The organism is Serratia sp. Res13-Sevr-LER1-36-b (assembly GCF_015673035.1).
Classification (GTDB): domain Bacteria; phylum Pseudomonadota; class Gammaproteobacteria; order Enterobacterales; family Enterobacteriaceae; genus Chania; species Chania fonticola_C.
This window is the reverse complement of the sequence record NZ_JADACK010000044.1, coordinates 1-19,319: the sequence shown is the minus strand read 5'-3', so window position 1 is coordinate 19,319 and position 19,319 is coordinate 1. Positions and strand designations below refer to the sequence as shown.

General features: G+C 54.3%; 20 protein-coding genes. 11 read left to right on the top strand and 9 right to left on the bottom strand.

Going from position 1 to position 19,319, the window contains the following annotated elements; genetic code table 11:
* The first annotated feature begins 137 nt into the window (after positions 1-137).
* The 7 genes from IMQ33_RS23975 (at position 138) to IMQ33_RS23945 (ending at position 9,390) form a co-directional block, all read left to right on the top strand.
* Positions 138-527 (top strand): VOC family protein, encoded by a 390-nt coding sequence (locus IMQ33_RS23975; protein WP_098929928.1) that lies wholly within the window; start codon positions 138-140, stop codon positions 525-527.
* 89 nt (positions 528-616) lie between these two features.
* Complete coding sequence (gene cadC, locus IMQ33_RS23970; RefSeq protein WP_186581101.1) at positions 617-2,167, top strand: lysine decarboxylation/transport transcriptional activator CadC; 1,551 nt, start codon at positions 617-619, stop codon at positions 2,165-2,167.
* A 414-nt stretch (positions 2,168-2,581) separates the two neighbouring features.
* Positions 2,582-3,928, top strand: a complete 1,347-nt coding sequence (gene cadB / locus IMQ33_RS23965; RefSeq protein WP_024485571.1) for a cadaverine/lysine antiporter — start codon at positions 2,582-2,584, stop codon at positions 3,926-3,928.
* A 96-nt stretch (positions 3,929-4,024) separates the two neighbouring features.
* The gene (cadA, locus tag IMQ33_RS23960) at positions 4,025-6,163 is read left to right on the top strand and encodes a lysine decarboxylase CadA (RefSeq protein ID WP_021806099.1); all 2,139 of its coding nucleotides are present in this window, start codon (positions 4,025-4,027) and stop codon (positions 6,161-6,163) included.
* Positions 6,164-6,222: 59 nt separating this feature from the next.
* Positions 6,223-7,683, top strand: coding sequence for a dipeptide permease DtpD (gene dtpD, locus IMQ33_RS23955; protein WP_065684176.1), 1,461 nt, complete (start codon positions 6,223-6,225; stop codon positions 7,681-7,683).
* 56 nt (positions 7,684-7,739) lie between these two features.
* On the top strand, positions 7,740-9,065 hold the full coding sequence (gene tilS, locus IMQ33_RS23950; RefSeq protein ID WP_186529050.1) for a tRNA lysidine(34) synthetase TilS: 1,326 nt from the start codon (positions 7,740-7,742) through the stop codon (positions 9,063-9,065).
* A gap of 10 nt (positions 9,066-9,075) precedes the next feature.
* Positions 9,076-9,390, top strand: a complete 315-nt coding sequence (locus IMQ33_RS23945; protein WP_098929934.1) for a cytochrome c — start codon at positions 9,076-9,078, stop codon at positions 9,388-9,390.
* A gap of 51 nt (positions 9,391-9,441) precedes the next feature.
* On the opposite strand, the gene rof is transcribed toward IMQ33_RS23945, so the two are convergent.
* Positions 9,442-9,699 (bottom strand): Rho-binding antiterminator, encoded by a 258-nt coding sequence (rof, locus tag IMQ33_RS23940; RefSeq protein ID WP_223499701.1) that lies wholly within the window; start codon positions 9,697-9,699, stop codon positions 9,442-9,444.
* Positions 9,692-9,892, bottom strand: a complete 201-nt coding sequence (locus tag IMQ33_RS23935; RefSeq protein ID WP_024529521.1) for a YaeP family protein — start codon at positions 9,890-9,892, stop codon at positions 9,692-9,694. The genes rof and IMQ33_RS23935 overlap by 8 nt, the downstream gene beginning before the upstream one ends.
* A gap of 214 nt (positions 9,893-10,106) precedes the next feature.
* Between IMQ33_RS23935 and IMQ33_RS23930 the strand changes: the two genes are divergently transcribed.
* Genes IMQ33_RS23930 through nlpE form a run of 3 tightly spaced genes read left to right on the top strand, consistent with a single transcriptional unit; the run spans position 10,107 to position 11,797 of the window.
* Positions 10,107-10,655, top strand: a complete 549-nt coding sequence (locus IMQ33_RS23930) for a YaeQ family protein (RefSeq protein WP_065685544.1) — start codon at positions 10,107-10,109, stop codon at positions 10,653-10,655.
* A gap of 3 nt (positions 10,656-10,658) precedes the next feature.
* Positions 10,659-11,072 (top strand): alternative ribosome rescue aminoacyl-tRNA hydrolase ArfB, encoded by a 414-nt coding sequence (gene arfB, locus IMQ33_RS23925; RefSeq protein ID WP_024485567.1) that lies wholly within the window; start codon positions 10,659-10,661, stop codon positions 11,070-11,072.
* A 41-nt stretch (positions 11,073-11,113) separates the two neighbouring features.
* The gene (gene nlpE, locus IMQ33_RS23920) at positions 11,114-11,797 is read left to right on the top strand and encodes an envelope stress response activation lipoprotein NlpE (RefSeq protein WP_024529523.1); all 684 of its coding nucleotides are present in this window, start codon (positions 11,114-11,116) and stop codon (positions 11,795-11,797) included.
* Positions 11,798-11,916: 119 nt separating this feature from the next.
* Here the strand turns inward: nlpE and IMQ33_RS23915 are convergent, their stop codons facing one another.
* The 7 genes from IMQ33_RS23915 to metN form a co-directional block, all read right to left on the bottom strand.
* On the bottom strand, positions 11,917-12,777 hold the full coding sequence (locus tag IMQ33_RS23915) for a YaeF family permuted papain-like enzyme (RefSeq protein ID WP_196062803.1): 861 nt from the start codon (positions 12,775-12,777) through the stop codon (positions 11,917-11,919).
* A gap of 65 nt (positions 12,778-12,842) precedes the next feature.
* On the bottom strand, positions 12,843-14,561 hold the full coding sequence (gene proS, locus IMQ33_RS23910; RefSeq protein ID WP_024485564.1) for a proline--tRNA ligase: 1,719 nt from the start codon (positions 14,559-14,561) through the stop codon (positions 12,843-12,845).
* 122 nt (positions 14,562-14,683) lie between these two features.
* On the bottom strand, positions 14,684-15,391 hold the full coding sequence (tsaA, locus tag IMQ33_RS23905) for a tRNA (N6-threonylcarbamoyladenosine(37)-N6)-methyltransferase TrmO (RefSeq protein ID WP_065685547.1): 708 nt from the start codon (positions 15,389-15,391) through the stop codon (positions 14,684-14,686).
* Positions 15,388-15,792 (bottom strand): Rcs stress response system protein RcsF, encoded by a 405-nt coding sequence (gene rcsF / locus IMQ33_RS23900; protein ID WP_024485562.1) that lies wholly within the window; start codon positions 15,790-15,792, stop codon positions 15,388-15,390. Before rcsF ends, tsaA begins: the two co-directional genes overlap by 4 nt.
* Before the next feature lie 117 nt (positions 15,793-15,909).
* Positions 15,910-16,725 carry a MetQ/NlpA family lipoprotein gene (locus IMQ33_RS23895; RefSeq protein ID WP_024485561.1) on the bottom strand — a complete coding sequence of 272 codons (816 nt, stop codon included), beginning with the start codon at positions 16,723-16,725 and terminating at the stop codon, positions 15,910-15,912.
* Positions 16,726-16,823: 98 nt separating this feature from the next.
* Complete coding sequence (locus IMQ33_RS23890; protein ID WP_021179942.1) at positions 16,824-17,477, bottom strand: methionine ABC transporter permease MetI; 654 nt, start codon at positions 17,475-17,477, stop codon at positions 16,824-16,826.
* Positions 17,470-18,501, bottom strand: a complete 1,032-nt coding sequence (metN, locus tag IMQ33_RS23885) for a methionine ABC transporter ATP-binding protein MetN (protein WP_021806092.1) — start codon at positions 18,499-18,501, stop codon at positions 17,470-17,472. Before metN ends, IMQ33_RS23890 begins: the two co-directional genes overlap by 8 nt.
* Before the next feature lie 186 nt (positions 18,502-18,687).
* Here metN and gmhB point away from each other — a divergent pair, with 186 nt between their 5' ends.
* Complete coding sequence (gene gmhB, locus IMQ33_RS23880; protein ID WP_065685548.1) at positions 18,688-19,251, top strand: D-glycero-beta-D-manno-heptose 1,7-bisphosphate 7-phosphatase; 564 nt, start codon at positions 18,688-18,690, stop codon at positions 19,249-19,251.
* Positions 19,252-19,319 lie beyond the last annotated feature (68 nt).

Here is a 19,319-nt window from a genome sequence, read left to right as displayed (position 1 = left end):
GTGCCACATCCTGACTTTTGTATCCGGGTTGGAGGGGAAATAAAACGTGCTACAGATCGACTCCCATACCTGACTACGGCTCTGTACAGGGAGAGGGTTGGGGTGAGGGGGCACAAATTAACTTACGGAGTTCATCCATGTTGGCATTACGACAGGTTCACCATATAGCGGTGATTGGTTCTGATTACGCCGCCAGTAAGCACTTTTACTGCGATATCTTGGGGTTCACCTTGCTAGCGGAATATTACCGCGAAGAACGTGACTCTTGGAAAGCCGATCTGGCGCTGAACGGTCAATACGTCATTGAACTGTTTTCCTTCCCATCTCCCCCAGCCAGGCCGAGCCGCCCGGAAGCTTGTGGCCTGCGTCACCTGGCATTCAGCGTAGAGGATATCGAGGCGTCGATCGCGCATTTACAGGCCGCTGGGGTCGTTTGCGAGCCGGTTCGGGTCGATCCCTATACCCAATCCCGTTTTACCTTTTTCAGCGATCCTGACGGATTACCGCTCGAATTATATGAACTATGAATGCTTAATCTGCTGAGAACGGCCCAAGTTATGGGTCGTTATGCTATCATCGCGCCCTTGCCCTCAGTGTCCACAGAGTTATTTCCGCCATGCAAGAGCCTGTTTTCCGCGTCGGGGAGTGGCTGATCACCCCGGCCGACAACCGCATAAGCCGTGATGGGCGTCAACGGACGCTGGAACCGCGCCTGATCGATATGTTGCAGTACTTCGCTCAGCACCCGGACGTGGTGCTCAGCCGTGACGAGTTGATTGATAACATCTGGAAGCGCAATATCGTCACCAACCATGTGGTGACCCAGTGCATTTCCGAACTGCGCAAATATCTGAAAGACGGCGATCCAGACAGCCCTGAATACATCATCACCGTCCCCAAGCGCGGTTATAAACTGACGGCACCGGTCATGTGGTGTGAAGAGGGGGAAGACGCGCCGCCGTTGGTACCTCAGGTGGCCGTGGTAATGCATGAGCCGGAAGATGGCAGCGAGGAAGAGGCTCCCGCCTATGTCCCGCCGCGTCCGGCTACCAAGCCAAAGACCCTGTTACCCACTGCGGCAGGTCGTTTTTATCAACGCTCACCCTTTTGGGTCTGGCTGACTTTCCTGGCGGCGCTGTCTGCCTGCGTCGCCTTTGTCGGTATTGCGACACTGTCTCAGCGCATACCTGTGTCCACCATGCCGGTGTTGCTCAACCCGCGTGATATCGATATTCGTATCCAGGGGGGTAACAGCTGCAGCAACTGGACGCCACAGCTCTCTTATGTGGTTGGCGTGAGTGAACTGGTCACCGACGCGCTGAATACCTATTCCACGTTCCTGGTGCACGATCAGACCAACTACAACTTTGCCGGGCCGAGCAGCTCCGGCAAGTCGTTGTATATCGAGTTCGTCAATCAACGCCATTACCGTGCCCAGCAATGCTTCCTGTCGGTGCGGCTGGTGGATAATGCCGACAGCTCGATCATGCTGGATAAGCGCTACTTTATTACCACCGATAATCAGCTAAAAATTCAGCAGGATTTCCTTACCAGCCTGTCGGCGGCGTTGAAACAACCTTGGCCGCAGCAGCTGGCACAGCGTTTGGCGCTGCTGCTGCCGCAAAATGGCCCGGCGCTGCAGCGTTTCTATCAGGCACATCAATTGCTGGTACAGGGAGATGCGGACTCACTGATCCGCGCCAGCAGCCAATTGGAGGCGATAATCAAAGCCTCGCCGGATTTTGAGTATGCCGTTGCCGAAAAAGCGCTGGTGGATTTGCTGCGTAATTCCTACCAACCTCTTGATGAGGCAGAACTGGCACAGCTACGAACGGAAATTACCCGCCTGGAGGCGTTGCCGATATTGGCTGATTCCCCCATCTTGCAGCAGATAGTGACCGTCGATGCGCTTTCCCAAGGGAAAACGGATGAGGCTTACCGCGCCATTAATAAAGCTATCGATCTACAGATGTCATGGTTGAACTATGTATTACTAGGCAAAGTCTATGAAATGCAGGGCCATAACCATCAGGCTGCGGATTCTTATATTACTGCCTTCAACCTTCGCCCTGGTGAAAATACGCTGCATTGGATCCGTAATGGCGTATTCCAGACCTCAGTCACCGCAGTTGTTCCTTATTTAGACAACTACGACACGCAAAAGTAACTCTATTGCCAACCGTTGGCACAAATACAGCGACACTAATAGCTAAGGCCGGTGGGAGCCATACGGTTACGACCGTTGAGCGCAGGGATGCGCGATTCGAGCCACCAGGGATGGGTTTACGGCGTATCGGCGTTCTGCATGACTCCCATCGGCTTCCCTCTTGACTACCGCCACTTCGTGCCAATATCCTGTTGTTTATAAACAATGTTTATCTTTTCTTTAGCTCATGCTGCCACCTTGATATTTTCACCATAAACCTCAAGTTGTCATTTGTAGGATCATGAGCGTAATTTCACCTTATCTTTAGGACTTTATTTTGGCCTATCGTTAGCATCCTGATTATCAAGTCTGTTCATTAATCTCGCTTCTTAATGCTCAGCACTTATCAGCATCGATAATCAGGAGAAACTGACCATGGCTTCATCCAAGAAAATAGGGCTTATTGCCTGCACCGGCGTTGTCGCCGGTAATATGATGGGGAGCGGGATTGCCTTATTACCGGCAAACCTGGCAAGTCTGGGATCTATCGCCATCTGGGGATGGGTGATTTCTATCGTCGGCGCGATGTCATTGGCTTATGTTTACGCCCGCCTGGCGACTAAAAACCCACAGCAAGGCGGGCCAATTGCCTATGCGGGGGAAATCTCCCCGGCGTTTGGTTTCCAGACTGGCGTGCTTTACTACCATGCCAACTGGATCGGTAACCTGGCAATCGGTATTACCGCCGTTTCTTATCTCTCGACTTTCTTCCCCGCGTTGAATAATCCGGTACCGGCCGGGATTGCCTGTATCGCCATCGTCTGGATATTCACCTTTGTCAATCTGCTGGGGGGTACCTGGGTCAGCCGCTTGACCACGCTGGGTCTGGTACTGGTCTTGATCCCGATAGTGATCACCGCCGTGGCCGGTTGGCACTGGTTCGATGTTGCAACCTATCAAGCCAACTGGAATACCTCGGGTACCACCGACAGCCATGCAGTGGTGAAAAGTATCCTGCTCTGCCTGTGGGCGTTTATCGGCGTTGAATCCGCCGCCGTCAGCACCGGGATGGTGAAAAACCCCAAACGTACCGTGCCGCTGGCGACCATGCTGGGTACCGGCCTGGCAGGGATTATCTATATTGCCGCCACTCAGGTGATGAGCGGGATGTTCCCTGCAGCGCAAATGGCTGCCAGCGGTGCTCCTTTCGCCATCAGTGCCTCCGCCATTATGGGCAACTGGGCAGCTCCGATGGTATCCGCTTTCACCGCCTTTGCCTGCCTGACCTCGTTGGGTTCCTGGATGATGCTGGTAGGTCAGGCCGGGGTGCGTGCGGCCAACGACGGCAACTTCCCGAAAGTGTATGGCGAACTGGATAAAAACGGCATTCCGAAGAAGGGCCTGCTGTTGGCAAGCTGCAAAATGACCGCGCTGATGGTGTTGATCACCGTGATGAACTCCAGCGGCGGCAAAGCTTCCGACCTGTTCGGCGAACTGACCGGGATTGCGGTGCTGCTGACCATGCTGCCTTACTTCTACTCCTGCGTTGACCTGATCCGCTTTGAAGGTGTCAACGTGCGTAATCTGCTGAGCCTGGTGGCGTCGGTACTGGGCTGTGGGTTCTGCTTTATCGCCCTGATGGGCGCCAACTCCTTCGAGCTGTCCGGCACCTTTATCGTCAGCCTGATCATCCTGATGTTCTATGCCCGCAAAATGAATACCCGCCAGGTTGCCAAAGCAGCCGCAGCGGTCAACGACAGCGCCACGGCCAAAGCGCACTGAGATTGCGTGCTCTGACCCACTGAATTTACCCAGCCCCTTTCTTTCCGACCTGTCAGCCGCGACGGGAAGGGGCCCGCTTTGCCTGGAGAAATGATTATGAACGTTATTGCCATCATGAATCACATGGGTGTCTACTTCAAAGAAGAGCCGATCCGCGAACTGCATCAGGCGCTGGAAAGCCTGGACTTCCGCATCGTCTACCCTAATGACCGTGAAGATTTATTAAAGCTGATCGAAAACAATGCCCGCCTGTGCGGCGTGATTTTTGACTGGGACAAATACAACCTTGAGCTGTGCGAAGAGATCAGCCAGCTCAATGAATACATGCCGCTGTATGCCTTCGCCAACACTTATTCGACGCTCGATGTCAGCCTCAACGATCTGCGTATGCAGGTGCGTTTCTTCGAATATGCGCTGGGCGCGGCAAAAGATATCGCCGCCAAGATCAAACAGAACACCGACGAGTATATCGATGCCATCCTGCCGCCGCTGACCAAGGCGCTGTTCAAATACGTGCGTGAAGGCAAATATACTTTCTGTACTCCAGGCCATATGGGCGGCACTGCCTTCCAGAAAAGCCCGGTAGGCAGCCTGTTTTATGACTTCTTCGGCCCGAATACCATGAAGTCTGACATCTCCATTTCGGTTTCCGAACTGGGTTCGCTGTTGGATCACTCCGGCCCGCACAAAGAGGCTGAAGAGTACATTTCCCGCGTGTTCAATGCCGAACGAAGCTACATGGTGACCAACGGCACCTCCACCGCCAACAAGATTGTCGGCATGTATGCCGCTCCGGCCGGCAGCACCGTGCTGATCGACCGTAATTGCCACAAATCATTGACCCATCTGATGATGATGAGTGACATCACGCCGATCTACTTCCGGCCAACCCGTAATGCCTACGGTATTCTCGGTGGCATCCCGCAGAGCGAATTCAGCCGTGCCACCATCGCCAAACGGGTGAAAGAAACGCCGAACGCCAGTTGGCCAGCGCACGCGGTGATCACCAACTCCACCTACGACGGCTTGTTGTACAACACCGATTTCATCAAACAGACTCTGGATGTTAAATCGATCCACTTCGATTCTGCCTGGGTGCCTTACACCAACTTCCATCCGATCTATAAAGGCAAATGCGGCATGAGCGGCGGCCGGGTTGAAGGCAAGGTGATCTATGAAACCCAGTCGACCCACAAACTGCTGGCGGCGTTCTCGCAGGCTTCGATGATCCACGTTAAGGGTGACATCAACGAAGAGACCTTTAACGAAGCCTATATGATGCACACCACCACCTCGCCGCATTATGGCATCGTGGCGTCCACCGAAACCGCCGCTGCGATGATGAAGGGCAACGCCGGTAAGCGCATGATTAACGGTTCCATCGAGCGTGCCATCAAGTTCCGTAAGGAGATCAAACGGCTGAAAGTGGAGTCCGAAGGCTGGTTCTTTGACGTCTGGCAGCCGGAGCATATCGATGAGCCAGAATGCTGGCCGCTGCGTTCCGACAGCGCCTGGCACGGCTTCAAAAACATCGATAACGAACACATGTATCTCGACCCGATCAAAGTGACCATCCTCACCCCAGGGATGAGCAAAGAAGGTGAGATGCAGCCGTTCGGTATCCCAGCCAGCCTGGTAGCCAAGTACCTGGATGAACGCGGCATCATCGTGGAGAAAACCGGCCCGTACAACCTGCTGTTCCTGTTCAGCATTGGTATCGATAAAACCAAAGCGTTGAGCCTGCTGCGTGCGATGACCGATTTCAAACGCTCGTTCGATTTGAACCTGCGAGTGAAAAACATGCTGCCATCGCTGTATCAGGAAGCGCCTGAGTTCTATGAAAACATGCGCATCCAGGATCTGGCGCAGAACATCCATCGCCTGGTCGAGCATCACAACCTGCCGGACCTGATGTACCGTGCGTTTGAAGTGCTGCCAACCATGGTGATGAACCCTTACCACGCCTTCCAGAAAGAACTGCACGGCGAAGTGGAAGAAGTCTATCTGGAGGATATGGTCGGCAAGGTCAATGCCAATATGATCTTGCCATATCCTCCAGGCGTGCCGTTGGTGATGCCGGGTGAAATGCTGACCGAAGAAAGCCGCCCAGTGCTCGAGTTCCTGCAAATGCTGTGTGAAATCGGCGCGCATTATCCGGGCTTTGAGACCGATATTCACGGGGCTTACCGCCAGCCGGATGGCCGCTACACGGTGAAAGTGTTGAAAGCGGAATAATGGCATCACAGGGGAAAGCACAGACGCTTTCCCCTTGGTTATCCTGATGGGAGTACACCATGAAAACACCCTCACAGCCGCGCGCTATCTACTATGTCGTTGCGATCCAAATCTGGGAGTATTTTAGTTTTTACGGCATGCGCGCGTTACTGATCCTCTACCTGACCCACCAGCTAGGCTACTCCGATAGCCACGCCATCACCCTTTTCAGCGCTTATGCCTCTTTGGTTTATGTCACCCCCATTCTGGGCGGCCTGCTGGCCGATCGCCTGTTGGGCAACCGCGTCTCGGTGATTGCCGGGGCGGCCTTGATGACCTTGGGCCATATCGTATTGGGGCTGGGGGCGGTGTCGGCCAACTCCCTTTATCTGGCGCTGGGCATCATCATCTGCGGCTATGGCCTGTTTAAATCCAATATCAGTTGTCTGCTGGGAGAGCTGTACCAGGCGCAGGATCCACGGCGGGAAGGCGGGTTTTCTCTGCTGTATGCCGCGGGGAACGTTGGCTCGATCCTGGCTCCGATCGCCTGTGGGTTGGCTGCTGAACGCTATGGCTGGCACGTCGGCTTTGCGTTGGCGGGGATAGGGATGTTTGCCGGGCTGATGATTTTCCTGTCGGGGAACAAGCACTTTCGGCATACGCGCGGGGTGAATATCCCGCTGATACAGTCCACTACGCTATGTTTGCCGCATTGGTTCTGGCTGGTGGCTGGGGTACTGTGTGCTCCGCTGTTTTTCGCGCTGTTGTTCATTCACAACTGGGCCGGGTATCTGCTTGGCGTGGTGTGCGCCGCTGCAGTGGTGATCGTCATGCGTATCCTCTGGCGGGTGAGTGGTGAGCAACGGCGAGCGTTATGGCAAATCATCATCTTGATGCTGCTGGGGACGCTGTTTTGGGCCTTTGCCCAACAGGGCGGCAGTTCGATCAGCCTGTTTATCGATCACTTTGTTGACCGGCAATGGTTCTCTTGGTCGGTGCCTACGGCGCTGTTCCAGTCGATAAACGCCTTTGCTGTGATGCTCGGCGGCGTGTTGCTGGCCTGGCTGATGCGTAGCAGCCAGGGAAACGCTCAGACCGTGCGCATCTGGTGCAAGTTTGCCTTTGGCCTGCTGCTGATTGCCGTGGGCTTTATGCTGATGGCATTAAATGCGCGCTGGGGGCAATTGCATGGTCAGGCATCGATGGGGATGATGGTAGCCGGGCTGGCGGTGATGGGATTTGCCGAACTGTTTATCGATCCGGTGGCGATGGCCCAAATCACCCGCTTGGATATTCCTGGTGTCACCGGCGTGCTGACCGGTATTTATATGCTGGCGACGGGCTCGGTGGCTAATTATCTCGCGGGCCTGATTGCCAACCAGACCACTGAAAGCCAACTGGGTAATGCGATGATTGAAGCTTACGGCAAGGTTTTTACCCAGATTGGCTGGGGAGCCGCAGGCTGTGCGGCCTTGGTGCTGGCGGCTCTGGTGCTGTGGTGGGGAATGACCCGGCGCAATGATAGCGCGGTTAATGCTTGATTGATGGCGGTGGGCTGGTTAACGTGCAGTTATGTAGATGTCACTAAGCTCAATTGATGAAGACCCACCACCTCCTGACACAGATTGCCGACCATCTAGGGGCTGAGCGCCAACTGCTGCTGGCGTTCAGCGGCGGTCTGGATTCCAGCGTACTGCTGCACCTGCTGGTGCTGTTACGCCAGCAGCAACCGGACATTGCCCTGCGCGCGGTGCATGTACACCATGGCCTGAGCCGTTTTGCCGATAATTGGGTGGCACACTGCCAGCAGCAATGTGAACTTTGGCAGGTTCCGCTGGTAGTGCAACGTGTACTGCTTGAGGGACGGCCTGGCGGTATTGAGGCAGCGGCCCGTTCGGCCCGCTATGCTGCTTTCGCAGAAACGTTGGCCGTAGACGAGACTTTGCTGACGGCGCAGCATCTTGACGATCAATGTGAAACCTTCTTGCTGGCCTTAAAACGGGGCAGCGGCCCTGCGGGATTGTCTGCCATGGCCGCACAAACCCGTTTGGGTAACAATCCCTTATTGCGCCCGCTGTTGGGAATATCGCGCCAGCAGTTAGAAGCCTACGCACACCAGCATCAACTGCAGTGGATCGAGGATGACAGCAATCAGGATCCCCGCTTCGATCGCAACTTCTTGCGTCTGAACGTTTTGCCGATAGTGAATCAACGTTGGCCGCATTTTGCTGCCGCCACCGCACGCAGCGCTGAATTATGTGCCGAGCAGGAGCAACTGCTTGATGAGCTGCTGGCCGAGCAATTAACCCAACTGCTGGATGGCGAAAACTCGCTCGCTATCGCCGAATTGGCTACCAGCTCTGCTGCCAGGCGCTATGCTTTGCTACGGCGCTGGATTGGGCTGTTTGGCGTCACCATGCCAGCGCGAGATGGTTTGCATCGGCTATGGCAGGAAGTGGCATTAAGCCGGGAAGATGCCGAACCGCAGCTGCAACTCGGGAACTACCAGGTCCGCCGTTTTCGCCAGCGCTTGTACCTGCTACCGCTGATGGCTGATCTGAGCGGCACACGATTGCCCTGGCCTAATGAGGCTCCACTGGCGTTACCAGACGGACTGGGTACTCTGTACGTGGGCGAAGGTGAATGCCTGGTACGCGCCCCTTTAGAGCATGAGTCGGTCAGCGTGCGCTTTACCGCCAAGGGCAGGGCGCGGATTGTTGGCCGTGCCGGTTCACGTCCGATCAAAAAACTGTGGCAAGAGTTGGCTATTCCACCGTGGCAGCGTGAACGTATCCCGTTGCTCTATTATGATGAGCAGTTAATCGCTGCCGTGGGCGTATTTATTACTGAGGAAGGGCAAGCGTCTGCGGGGCAACCGGCCTGGCGGCTTGGCTGGAAAAAAAATAATAACAATCTGCTGTGAGGAGTGGGCAATGAAATTGGTGAGCGTAATGGTAGTGATGGCCAGCGTGCTGAGTTTTTCCGCCATGGCGGCGGGCGATGCGGCAGCAGGGAAGAATAAATCGGCCAGTTGCATGGCCTGCCACGGCGCGGAAGGCAAGGTTTCGGTACCTATGTACCCGAACCTGGCCGGGCAGAATCAAATGTACCTGGAGCACTCTTTGCAGGCTTACAAGAAAGGGGAGCGCTCTGGCGGGCAGGCGGAAGTGATGAAGGCCTATGTCTCGGGTCTGTCGGATGAGGATATTGCCGACCTGGCGGCCTATTACGCCAGCCTGAGGCCTTAAATGACGAGGGCAGCCCGTGGGCTGCCCTGTGGAGATGGCGTTACCGCAAAGTCAGTCTGACAGGCTGACAACCACGGTACCGATTTCCGGATGACTGAAACTGAGGATATGATCCAGACGCAAGCTGAGAGCACTTCCGGCCTGATCGACAATCAGGTACTCAACGCCCTTGGTAAATTTCAACTCGGTGGCAATGCCTTCGAACTTCTCTCCGTCGCGTAACTCTAGCTTCAGAATGTAGTTATGCTGACAGGCGAGTTCCAGGCTTTCATAGTCATCGCAATTGATGGATTGGTACTCATCATTCATCAACATGGTCGCTCACCAATAAGTTAGCGGCGGCAAATGCCGCCTGTTCCCTAACGGAGGACGGTAGCTCGCTATTCGCGGCAACCTCGTCCAATGCCTTTAACACACATGCTAGTGCATCCGGCACGTAGCCTAGATCTCCACTGCCGATCTGAGCGTAAAAACGTCGTACTAACTCACAGTATTGTTGCACAATGGCCTCCCTTTAGGATCTCTGCATTATCGCCACGCAGGCTGCAATAAGGCACAGACACTCGGGGTTAAATCCTATCTAAAGGACTATAGCACAGGTGTTAGGGAGTTATTAGTTCCTCTTTTTGGGCATTAGTCCACTCCTGATGCTCCCCGTGCTGGCTGCGGGCTGCCCTGATCAAGTACAATGTGGCCTGTTAATAATGAGGTTACCCATGGCGCTGAAAGCAACAATTTATAAAGCCACGCTCAATATCGCTGATATGGATCGTCACTTTTACTGTGATACCACACTCACCCTGGCCCAGCATCCTTCAGAAACCGAACAGCGCATGATGCTGCGCCTGCTGGCCTGGATCTGCCATGCCGATGAGCGCCTGGTGTTTACCAAGGGGCTGAGTGCGGAAGACGAGCCGGAAATCTGGCGGCGCAACGACCATAACGGGCTGGAAATGTGGATAGAGCTGGGGCTGCCGGACGAGAAACGCATCAAAAAGGCCTGCAATCAGTCACCTAGGGTGGTGCTTTACGCCTATGGTGATCGCGCCGGGCATGTCTGGTGGCAGTCTATGCAGAGCAAAGTCGCCAACCACAAGAACCTGAGTATTCGTTTTCTCGATGATGAACAACTGTCCCGCTTGACCGCCTTAGCCAGCCGCAATATGACGCTACAGGCCACGCTGCAGGAAGGGACCATCTGGCTGTCAGACCTTCAGAATAGTCTGGAAATTCAATTTGCCGAATGGCAGCAGGCGCAGGAATAACCGGTGCTGGAACTGTCAAGAAACGTAGCCATACCGGACAACGAAATAGAATTAACGGCGATCCGTGCGCAGGGTGCGGGTGGTCAGCATGTGAATAAAACCTCAACGGCTATCCATTTGCGCTTTGACATCCGGGCATCCAGCCTGCCAGAGTACTATAAAGAACGGCTGTTGGCGCTTAATCATCATTTAGTGACCGGTGATGGGGTGGTGATTATCAAAGCGCAGGAATATCGCAGCCAGGAAATGAATCGTGAAGCGGCACTGGCCCGGCTGGTGGCGCTGATCCAGCAGGCGATGGTGGTCGAAAAGACGCGTAGGGCAACCAAACCCAGCAAAGGGGCCAAATTACGCCGTCTTGAAGGCAAGGTGCGCAAAGGTGCCACCAAGGCACTGCGCGGCAAGGTTCAGCCTTAGCCTACGCCGTGGATATCAATGGATGACAACAGGAGAATAACTTGAAGCAAATAACTATCGCCCTGTTTTTAGCGGCAGGAGCCCTTTCATTGCTGGGATGTAACAATCAATACCAGCCAAAAGAACAAGCGCTTCAGCCGATGCAGCAGAGCTATCAGGGCTTATTGCCTTGTGCGGACTGCTCCGGGCTGGACACATCGCTGTTCCTCGATGAGGACGGCACCTTTGTGTTGCAGGAAACCTATCGTGGCGCTAAAGATGGCGATCAAACCTTTGCCAGCTACGGCACATGGGCGCGTACGGCAGACAAGCTGGTGCTGACCGAAAGCAACGGTGAAAAACGTTATTTCCACCCGGAAGGTAAGCAATTGAGAATGCTGGACCGCAGTGGAGCACCGATTGTCTCCCAGCTTAATTATGTGCTGTCGCCGGTGACCAAGGCCTTGCCGAAAACGCCGATGCCGTTGACCGGGTTGTATACCTATATGGCCGACGCGGCGGTATTTAAGGATTGTGCCACTGGCAAAACCTTCCCGGTAGCGAATAATATCGCGCTGGAGCAGGGCTATCTGAAGGCTCAGCGGGCGCCGGGCGAACCAGTATTCCTGATGTTGAACGGGCATTTCAGCGTGCAGCCTTCCATGGAAGAAGGGCAGATGCAAAAAGCGCTGATCCCGGAACCCGGTGGCAAGATCACTTTCGACAGCAGCAAGAGCTGTAACTGATCCCCCTCACCCCAACCCTCTCCCACAGGGAGAGGGAGCTGCCCGGAGTTCTTGATGAGTTCGTGCGGCTTCGGAATGTAGGGAGTAGGAACAAAAAGATAAGGTATTACGCAGAATAATCAGCGAACTCGATCGGTTCCCTCTTCCTGTGGGAGAGGGTTAGGGTGAGGGGCCTGATTTTTTGCCAACGCCCGCGAGCGTAAATAGATCCCCGGCTTGATATGGCCAACGTAAACCAGCGCTTTGCTAGGTGCCAGCGTGGCAATATCCCCTTCCCGCATATGCAGTAAATCGCCCGGACTGACCCAGCCTGGGGCGGCCAACGTCAACGGATGCCCCGCGTTTTCAAACGCGGCAATGACAAACTCCGAACAGAAATACGACGACTCGGCACCGGTCGGCGCCTTGAGCTGGGCTGCGGCCAGGCCTTTGACACATTGCTGGCGGAAATCGGCAGAGAAGGGGTTCAGCGAACACAGCTGCTTGGTCATCATAAAGGGCACCATCTCGGCAATGCCCAGATAGTTATACCGGCTGCCGGCTTTTTTGCTGGCGAATTGGCGGATTTGGCTAGCCTGTTCCGGTGTCAGATCGGGGATGCGCAAAGCAAACATCTTGTCGCTATGGGTCAGCGCGTCTTTCAGGCTGATAATCTGCACGCCTTCCCCTACCGCTTCGGCAACCTGGCCTTCGCCAATATACACGGCCACATGGCTGACTGACGAAGTACTCAAGATACGGATCCCGAGTGATTTCAAACCGATAGTTGAGGAGAACAGCAGGTCTCCCTCTTGCAGATCGGCCTGATTGATTTCTCGCAGAGTTTTTCCAGGGGCGGAGCTTAACGATTGGAACTGAACGTTGACGGGATTGATGGAGTGTTTTTCACGGTCGGATAAGCCTACATCCATGGTGCAACCGGTCAAAAACACCGAAAGCAAAGCAAACAGGCGGGTAGCCGAGGGGCTGCGTAATGGCATAAGTTAATCCTTTAACAACAACATCCATCAATAAAGCCCCCCATCTGGGGGGCTTTGTCTAGCGATTAGCGTTGGATCTGGCCCAGCAGGAAATCAACGATTTCGCCGGTTTTGATCATCTGCTTCTCGCCAACACGGCGATTTTTATACTCAATTTCTTCGCTGTCGAGGTTACGATCGCCGATCACGATGGAGTGAGGTACGCCGATCAGTTCCATATCGGCAAACATCACGCCTGGGCGCTCTTTACGATCGTCCAGGATCACGTCGATGCCATGTGAACGCAGGGTATCGTACAATTCTTCAGCCAGTGCCTGCACGCGGAATGACTTGTGCATGTTCATTGGCAGAATCGCTACCTGGAACGGGGCAATTGCGTCTGGCCAGATAATGCCACGGTCATCGTGATTCTGTTCGATGGCAGCAGCCACCACGCGCGTCACGCCGATGCCGTAGCAACCCATGGTCAGCACCTGATTACGGCCATCTTCACCCTGAACGGTGGCTTTCATCGCTTCCGAATACTTGGTACCCAGCTGGAAGATGTGGCCCACTTCGATACCGCGCTTGATCAGCAGCGTACCTTTCCCGTCTGGGCTGGCATCGCCTTCCACCACGTTACGGATATCGGCGCTCTGTGGCAGCGGCAGATCACGCTCCCAGTTGATGCCAAAGTAGTGTTTACCATCGATGTTGGCACCCGCGCCGAAGTCGCTCATAGCGGCTACGCTGCGATCGACAACCACTGGGATCGGCAAATTGACTGGACCAAGGGATCCTGGGCCTGCGCCGACGATTGCACGGATTTCTTCTTCCGTGGCGAAAGTCAGTGGAACCGCGACCTGTGGCAGTTTCTCGGCTTTGATTTCATTTAGCTCGTGATCGCCGCGCACCAGCAGGGCAACCAGCTTGTGGCCACTCTCTTCACGGGCGTGCACCATCAGGGTCTTCACCGTTTTCTCTACTGGCAGTTGGAATTGCTCTACCAGCTCGGCGATGGTTTTGGCGTTCGGCGTATCGATGATACGCAGTTCTTCCGTTGCCGCAGCACGTGGCTGTGCAGGGGCAACCGCTTCGGCCAGCTCGATGTTGGCAGCATAGTCGGAACCGGTTGAGAACACGATATCGTCTTCACCGCTGTCTGCCAGCACCTGGAACTCATGTGAAGCGCTGCCACCGATAGAACCGGTATCGGCCAGCACCGGACGGAAATCCAGACCCATGCGGTTAAAGATCTTGCTGTAGGCCTCGTACATCGCGTCGTAGGTAACCTGCAAAGATTCCTGGGTGGTGTGGAAGGAATAGGCATCCTTCATCAGGAATTCACGCGAGCGCATCACGCCAAAACGTGGACGAACCTCGTCACGGAATTTGGTCTGGATCTGGAAGAAATTCAGCGGCAGCTGCTTGTAGGAGCTGATTTCGTTGCGGATCAGATCGGTGATCACTTCTTCATGGGTTGGACCAAGCACAAAGGGACGCTCGCCGCGATCGACAAAGCGCAGCAATTCCGGGCCATATTGCTCCCAGCGGCCGCTTTCCAGCCAGAGGTCTGCGGGCTGAACAACCGGCATGGAAACTTCGATCGCGTTAGCATTGTTCATTTCTTCGCGAACGATGTTTTCAACCTTCTTCAGAACGCGCAGGCCGGTCGGCAACCAGGTGTAAAGACCGGAGGCCAGCTTGCGGATCATCCCGGCGCGTAGCATCAGCTGGTGGCTGATCACTTCGGCGTCGGCAGGTGTCTCCTTCAGTGTGGAGAGCAGATATTGGCTTGTACGCATGGTGTTTTGGTTCCGTTAGAACTGCAAATTGCATCGGGCTGCCAGGGTTGGCCGCCAAAATTTTCAAAAAGTGGCTTAGTTTACCAGCGCAAGCCGGTTGTCAAAAGAGAGCGGGCGGAATTTTAACGGGCGTCGAGCGACAACACTTCGCTTTGACTATCAACGATCCGCCAGCGCACGTTGAACTCCAATAACCATACCGCATATTCGCGCCCGCTGGCTTCTTCTTTTCGATAGGCGGGGCGAGGATCTTGCGCCAGAACCTGAGTGATAAAACGGCGCAGGTTGGGATAGCGCCGCACATGTTGCTGCAGCTGTTGTTCCGCTTCGGGCGAGAAATACACCGGCATATCACCAGCAGGAGCCGCCTGAGCAAACCCGGCTCGCGCTTGCGGATGGCTTTCGGCAAACGGCAAATAGGGTTTGATATCGACCACCGGCGTACCGTCAACCAAATCCAGGCTGCCCAGCTCCAGTACCACCTCGCCCCCTTGAGTCCGTATGCCTTTCAGTTCGATCAAGGACATACCCAACGGGTTAGGGCGAAAGGTCGAACGGGTGGCGAACACGCCCATACGCGCATTGCCGCCCAGACGAGGAGGCCGCACGGTAGGACGCCATCCTCCTTCCATGGTTTGATGAAACACAAACATCACCCACAGATGGCTGAACTCGCTGAGGCCACGTACCGCTTCGGGCTGATTGTAAGGCGGCAACAGCAACAGTTCACCGCCGCCGTCTTCAACTAGCCCTGGCTGACGGGGAACCGCGAATTTCTCTTTATACGGAGAACGGATGGTGCCGATCTGCTCAAAAACAAAATCGGTCATTTGGCTGAGACGTTAAGCGCAGAGCCTTGGCAGATGGCCTGCTGGTAACAACCGGCGACGCCGCTGACAATCTGGCAGTCATGCAGTAGCACCGCATTGGCCTTCATGTAGGAAGCTCGGGTCTGCATACGCTTACGTGCGGTATTCAGATTTGGCGGTGAGTCCTGAACCGTGGTCTGACAGGATTCGCCAGAAACCTCACCTAAATCGCGGAAAGGCTTGCCGACCAGTTCTTCTGCACTCTTGTACAGTTTTACCGGGGCCGGGCGGGCTGCTGGTGTGGCTTTTACCGGAGCGGGAGCGGCCGTAGTTGTTGTGCTGTTTGTTGTGGATGGAGCCGTGTGCTGCGTTGAGCATCCAGTCAGCGCGAGCGCTAACAAACAGAGAGGTAAAACACGCATTGAGAGTCCCTGCCATTTTATAATCAAAGTGGCGCTATTGAATCAATCTCTGGCGCAAATAACAAGACGGGCCGTAGCCCGTCTTGCAATTATCGGAATAAAATGGCTATTGAACGATTACCAGCCTTTTACTGCGCCACCGTTAAAGATCTTGTTGGCCGCTTCGTTAACTTCGTCAGACTGGTAAGCCTGAACGAATTTCTTCACGTTTTCCGCGTCTTTGTTATCTTCACGGGCAACCATGATGTTGACGTAAGGTGAGTCTTTATCTTCAACAAACAGGCCGTCTTTGGCCGGCGTCAAACCAATCTGGCTGGCGTAAGTGGTGTTGATGATGGCCAGCGCGATTTGCTGATCGTCCAGTGAACGTGGCAGCTGTGGTGCTTCCAGCTCAACCAGCTTCAGGTTTTTCGGGTTCTCGGTCACGTCCAGCACGGTTGGCAGCAGGCCAACACCGTCTTTCAGCTTGATCAGACCCTGTTTTTCCAGCAGCAACAGTGAACGGCCCAGGTTGGTTGGATCGTTAGGCAGTGCTACCTGTGAACCTTCTTGCAGCTCATCAATGGATTTGATCTTTTTGGAGTAACCGGCGATCGGGTACACGAAGGTGTTACCCACCGTAACCAGCTTATAACCACGATCCTTGATCTGCTGATCCAGGTAAGGCTTGTGCTGGAAGGCGTTGACATCGATATCGCCTTTGCTCAGGGCTTCGTTTGGCAACACGTAGTCGTTGAAGGTGACCAGCTCAACGTCCAGGCCATACTTATCTTTTGCGACTTTTTGTGCCACTTCAGCCACTTGCTGTTCAGCACCAACAATAACGCCCACTTTGATATGGTTTGGATCTTTTTCATCCTGGCCACAACCGGCCAGAGCCAGAGTACCGATCAGTGCGCCGATTGTTGCGATGGATTTAAATTTTAACGACATATCCCTTCCTCAATTAGACTCGCATATGAAATACGCCTTACTCTTTATCCTGCCAGATGTAGCAAAGCTATCGAGTAGATGTCAGCGCGTGGGTAAAGCTATTTGTGGGTAACGGCCTTCACGATACGGTCGCCACCAAACTGGATCAGATACACCAGCACCACCAGTAATATTAATACCGTATTCATCACGGTAGCGTTATAACCAATATAACCATACTGATAACCAATTTGACCTAAGCCACCGGCACCGACGGCACCGCCCATTGCAGAATAGCCCACCAGGGTGATCAGCGTGATGGTAGCGGCATTCACCAAACCTGGCAGCGCTTCAGGCAGCAGCACTTTGGTGATGATTTGCATTGGGGTCGCACCCATGGCACGAGCGGCTTCAACCAGGCCTGACGGAATTTCCAACAGGGCGTTTTCTACCATACGGGCTATAAAGGGTGCCGCGCCTACGGTCAGTGGAACGATAGCCGCCTGCAAACCGATAGAGGTGCCAACGATCATGCGAGTGAACGGGATCATCCAGACCAGCAAGATAATGAACGGGATGGAACGGAAAATGTTCACCAATCCGGACAACACCTTATAGACGGTATTGTTGGCAATGATTTGCCCGGGGCGGGTCACATATAACAGTACGCCAACCGGTAAGCCAAGAACAAAGCCAAAGAAGCCGGAGACAAAGGTCATCGTAACGGTTTCCCACACGCCACGTGCCATTAACCACATCATTGCCTCAGACATAACCCAGAACCTCTACTTTTACCTGATTTTCTTGTAGGAACTTAATCGTTGCCTGTGCATCTTCATCGGAGCCGTGCAGTTCAGCCAGCATCACGCCGAACTTCACGCCGCCAGCGTAATCCATCTGTGCGCTGATAATATTGTTGTTCACGTTAAAGCGACGAGCCGCTTCTGACAGTAACGGTGCATCGACCGAGCGGCCGGTAAATTCCAGGCGTAACAGCGGTTGACGGCCTCCGGTACGCTCAGGCACCAGGCGCGCGGCGTAGTCGTCCGGGATATCCAGATGCAGCGTAGCCTGGATAAACTGCTGTGCCAGTGGTGTCTTCGGATGTGAGAACACTTCGCTGACGCTGTCTTTCTCAATCAATTGACCCTGACTGATCACCGCGACCTGATCGCAGATACGTTTCACTACGTCCATTTCATGGGTGATCAGCAGGATGGTCAGCCCCAAACGGCGGTTGATGTCTTTCAGCAGTTCAAGAATGGAACGGGTGGTGGCTGGATCCAGCGCACTGGTCGCTTCGTCGCACAGCAGCACTTTAGGATTGCTAGCCAGCGCACGGGCGATGGCCACACGCTGCTTTTGGCCGCCTGACAGATTGGCAGGGTAGGCATCGTGCTTGTCAGACAGACCAACCAGCTCTAGCAGCTCGACCACGCGTTTTTTGATTTCCGCCCGTGGCGTATTGTCCAACTCTAATGGTAGGGCAACGTTACCGAAGACCGTACGTGAAGAGAGCAGATTAAAGTGTTGGAAGATCATGCCGATCTGGCGGCGTGCGCGCGTCAGCTCACCTTCAGACAGGGAGGTAAGATCCTGGCCATCAACCAGAACAGTACCTGACGTTGGGCGCTCAAGCATGTTGGCGCAGCGGATCAGCGTACTCTTACCGGCGCCGGAGGCACCGATGACGCCATAAATCTGTCCGGCAGGAACGTGAAGAGTCACGTCAGAGAGTGCGCTAATGGAACGCGACCCCTGCTGGAACACTTTGGTGATGTTGGAAAGTTTAATCATATTCTTCTTATTTTTAGCTTGGTTGCCATGGCTTAATAAAGAGAGACCTTGATCAGCGCCAAGGTCTGGATCAGATGTTAAGGCGTCTAGACGTCCAAGTCAACGTTAACGCTATTCTTCATCATTCTCAGTCTCGGCGAAAACATGCGATACTGTGGCGGTTTTCAGGCTTTCAGGAGCATACCGGTGACACAACGCGTTCCAGCAATTTTCTTAGATCGTGACGGCACGATTAATATCGATCATGGCTACGTCCATGAAATAGATGATTTCCAGTTTATCGATGGCGTGATTGACGCCTGTCGTGAACTGAAAAGCATGGGCTTCGCGCTGGTGCTGGTCACCAACCAGTCTGGCATTGCCCGTGGTAAATTCAGCGAAGAGCAGTTTATGCGTCTGACAGAATGGATGGACTGGTCGATGGCCGACCGCGATGTCGATCTGGACGGCATCTATTTCTGCCCACATCATCCTGAAGCAGTAATAGAAGAGTATCGCCAGGTTTGTGATTGCCGCAAACCGCAACCGGGCATGTTGCTACAGGCGCAGAAAGAACTGAATATTGATTTGGCCGCTTCTTATATGGTTGGCGACAAAATCGAGGACATGCAGGCAGCCGCGGCGGCAGGGGTAGGCACTAAAGTATTGGTGCGCACCGGCAAGCCAGTGACGGAAGAAGGCGAAAAAGCGGCAGATTGGGTGCTAAACAGCCTGCAAGAGCTGCCTGCAGCGATTAAAAAGCGGGTTTAAGCAGCGTTATGCATGAATAGTGAGCGGTCGGAAGAAAAGTGCATATTAACTCTTGTCATTCTGAACCA

Bases quoted from the DNA above. Each gene is read 5' to 3' on its own strand.
- rof (WP_223499701.1), bottom strand. From the start codon at position 9,699: ATGAATGATGAGTACCAATCCATCAATTGCGATGACTATGAAAGCCTG.
- IMQ33_RS23890 (WP_021179942.1), bottom strand. From the start codon at position 17,477: ATGTCTGAGGCAATGATGTGGTTAATGGCACGTGGCGTGTGGGAAACC.
- IMQ33_RS23895 (WP_024485561.1), bottom strand. From the start codon at position 16,725: ATGTCGTTAAAATTTAAATCCATCGCAACAATCGGCGCACTGATCGGT.
- proS (WP_024485564.1), bottom strand. From the start codon at position 14,561: ATGCGTACAAGCCAATATCTGCTCTCCACACTGAAGGAGACACCTGCC.
- rcsF (WP_024485562.1), bottom strand. From the start codon at position 15,792: ATGCGTGTTTTACCTCTCTGTTTGTTAGCGCTCGCGCTGACTGGATGC.
- tilS (WP_186529050.1), top strand. From the start codon at position 7,740: ATGAAGACCCACCACCTCCTGACACAGATTGCCGACCATCTAGGGGCT.
- IMQ33_RS23930 (WP_065685544.1), top strand. From the start codon at position 10,107: ATGGCGCTGAAAGCAACAATTTATAAAGCCACGCTCAATATCGCTGAT.
- cadA (WP_021806099.1), top strand. From the start codon at position 4,025: ATGAACGTTATTGCCATCATGAATCACATGGGTGTCTACTTCAAAGAA.
- cadB (WP_024485571.1), top strand. From the start codon at position 2,582: ATGGCTTCATCCAAGAAAATAGGGCTTATTGCCTGCACCGGCGTTGTC.
- tsaA (WP_065685547.1), bottom strand. From the start codon at position 15,391: ATGACCGATTTTGTTTTTGAGCAGATCGGCACCATCCGTTCTCCGTAT.
- IMQ33_RS23915 (WP_196062803.1), bottom strand. From the start codon at position 12,777: ATGCCATTACGCAGCCCCTCGGCTACCCGCCTGTTTGCTTTGCTTTCG.
- IMQ33_RS23975 (WP_098929928.1), top strand. From the start codon at position 138: ATGTTGGCATTACGACAGGTTCACCATATAGCGGTGATTGGTTCTGAT.
- dtpD (WP_065684176.1), top strand. From the start codon at position 6,223: ATGAAAACACCCTCACAGCCGCGCGCTATCTACTATGTCGTTGCGATC.
- metN (WP_021806092.1), bottom strand. From the start codon at position 18,501: ATGATTAAACTTTCCAACATCACCAAAGTGTTCCAGCAGGGGTCGCGT.
- cadC (WP_186581101.1), top strand. From the start codon at position 617: ATGCAAGAGCCTGTTTTCCGCGTCGGGGAGTGGCTGATCACCCCGGCC.
- IMQ33_RS23945 (WP_098929934.1), top strand. From the start codon at position 9,076: ATGAAATTGGTGAGCGTAATGGTAGTGATGGCCAGCGTGCTGAGTTTT.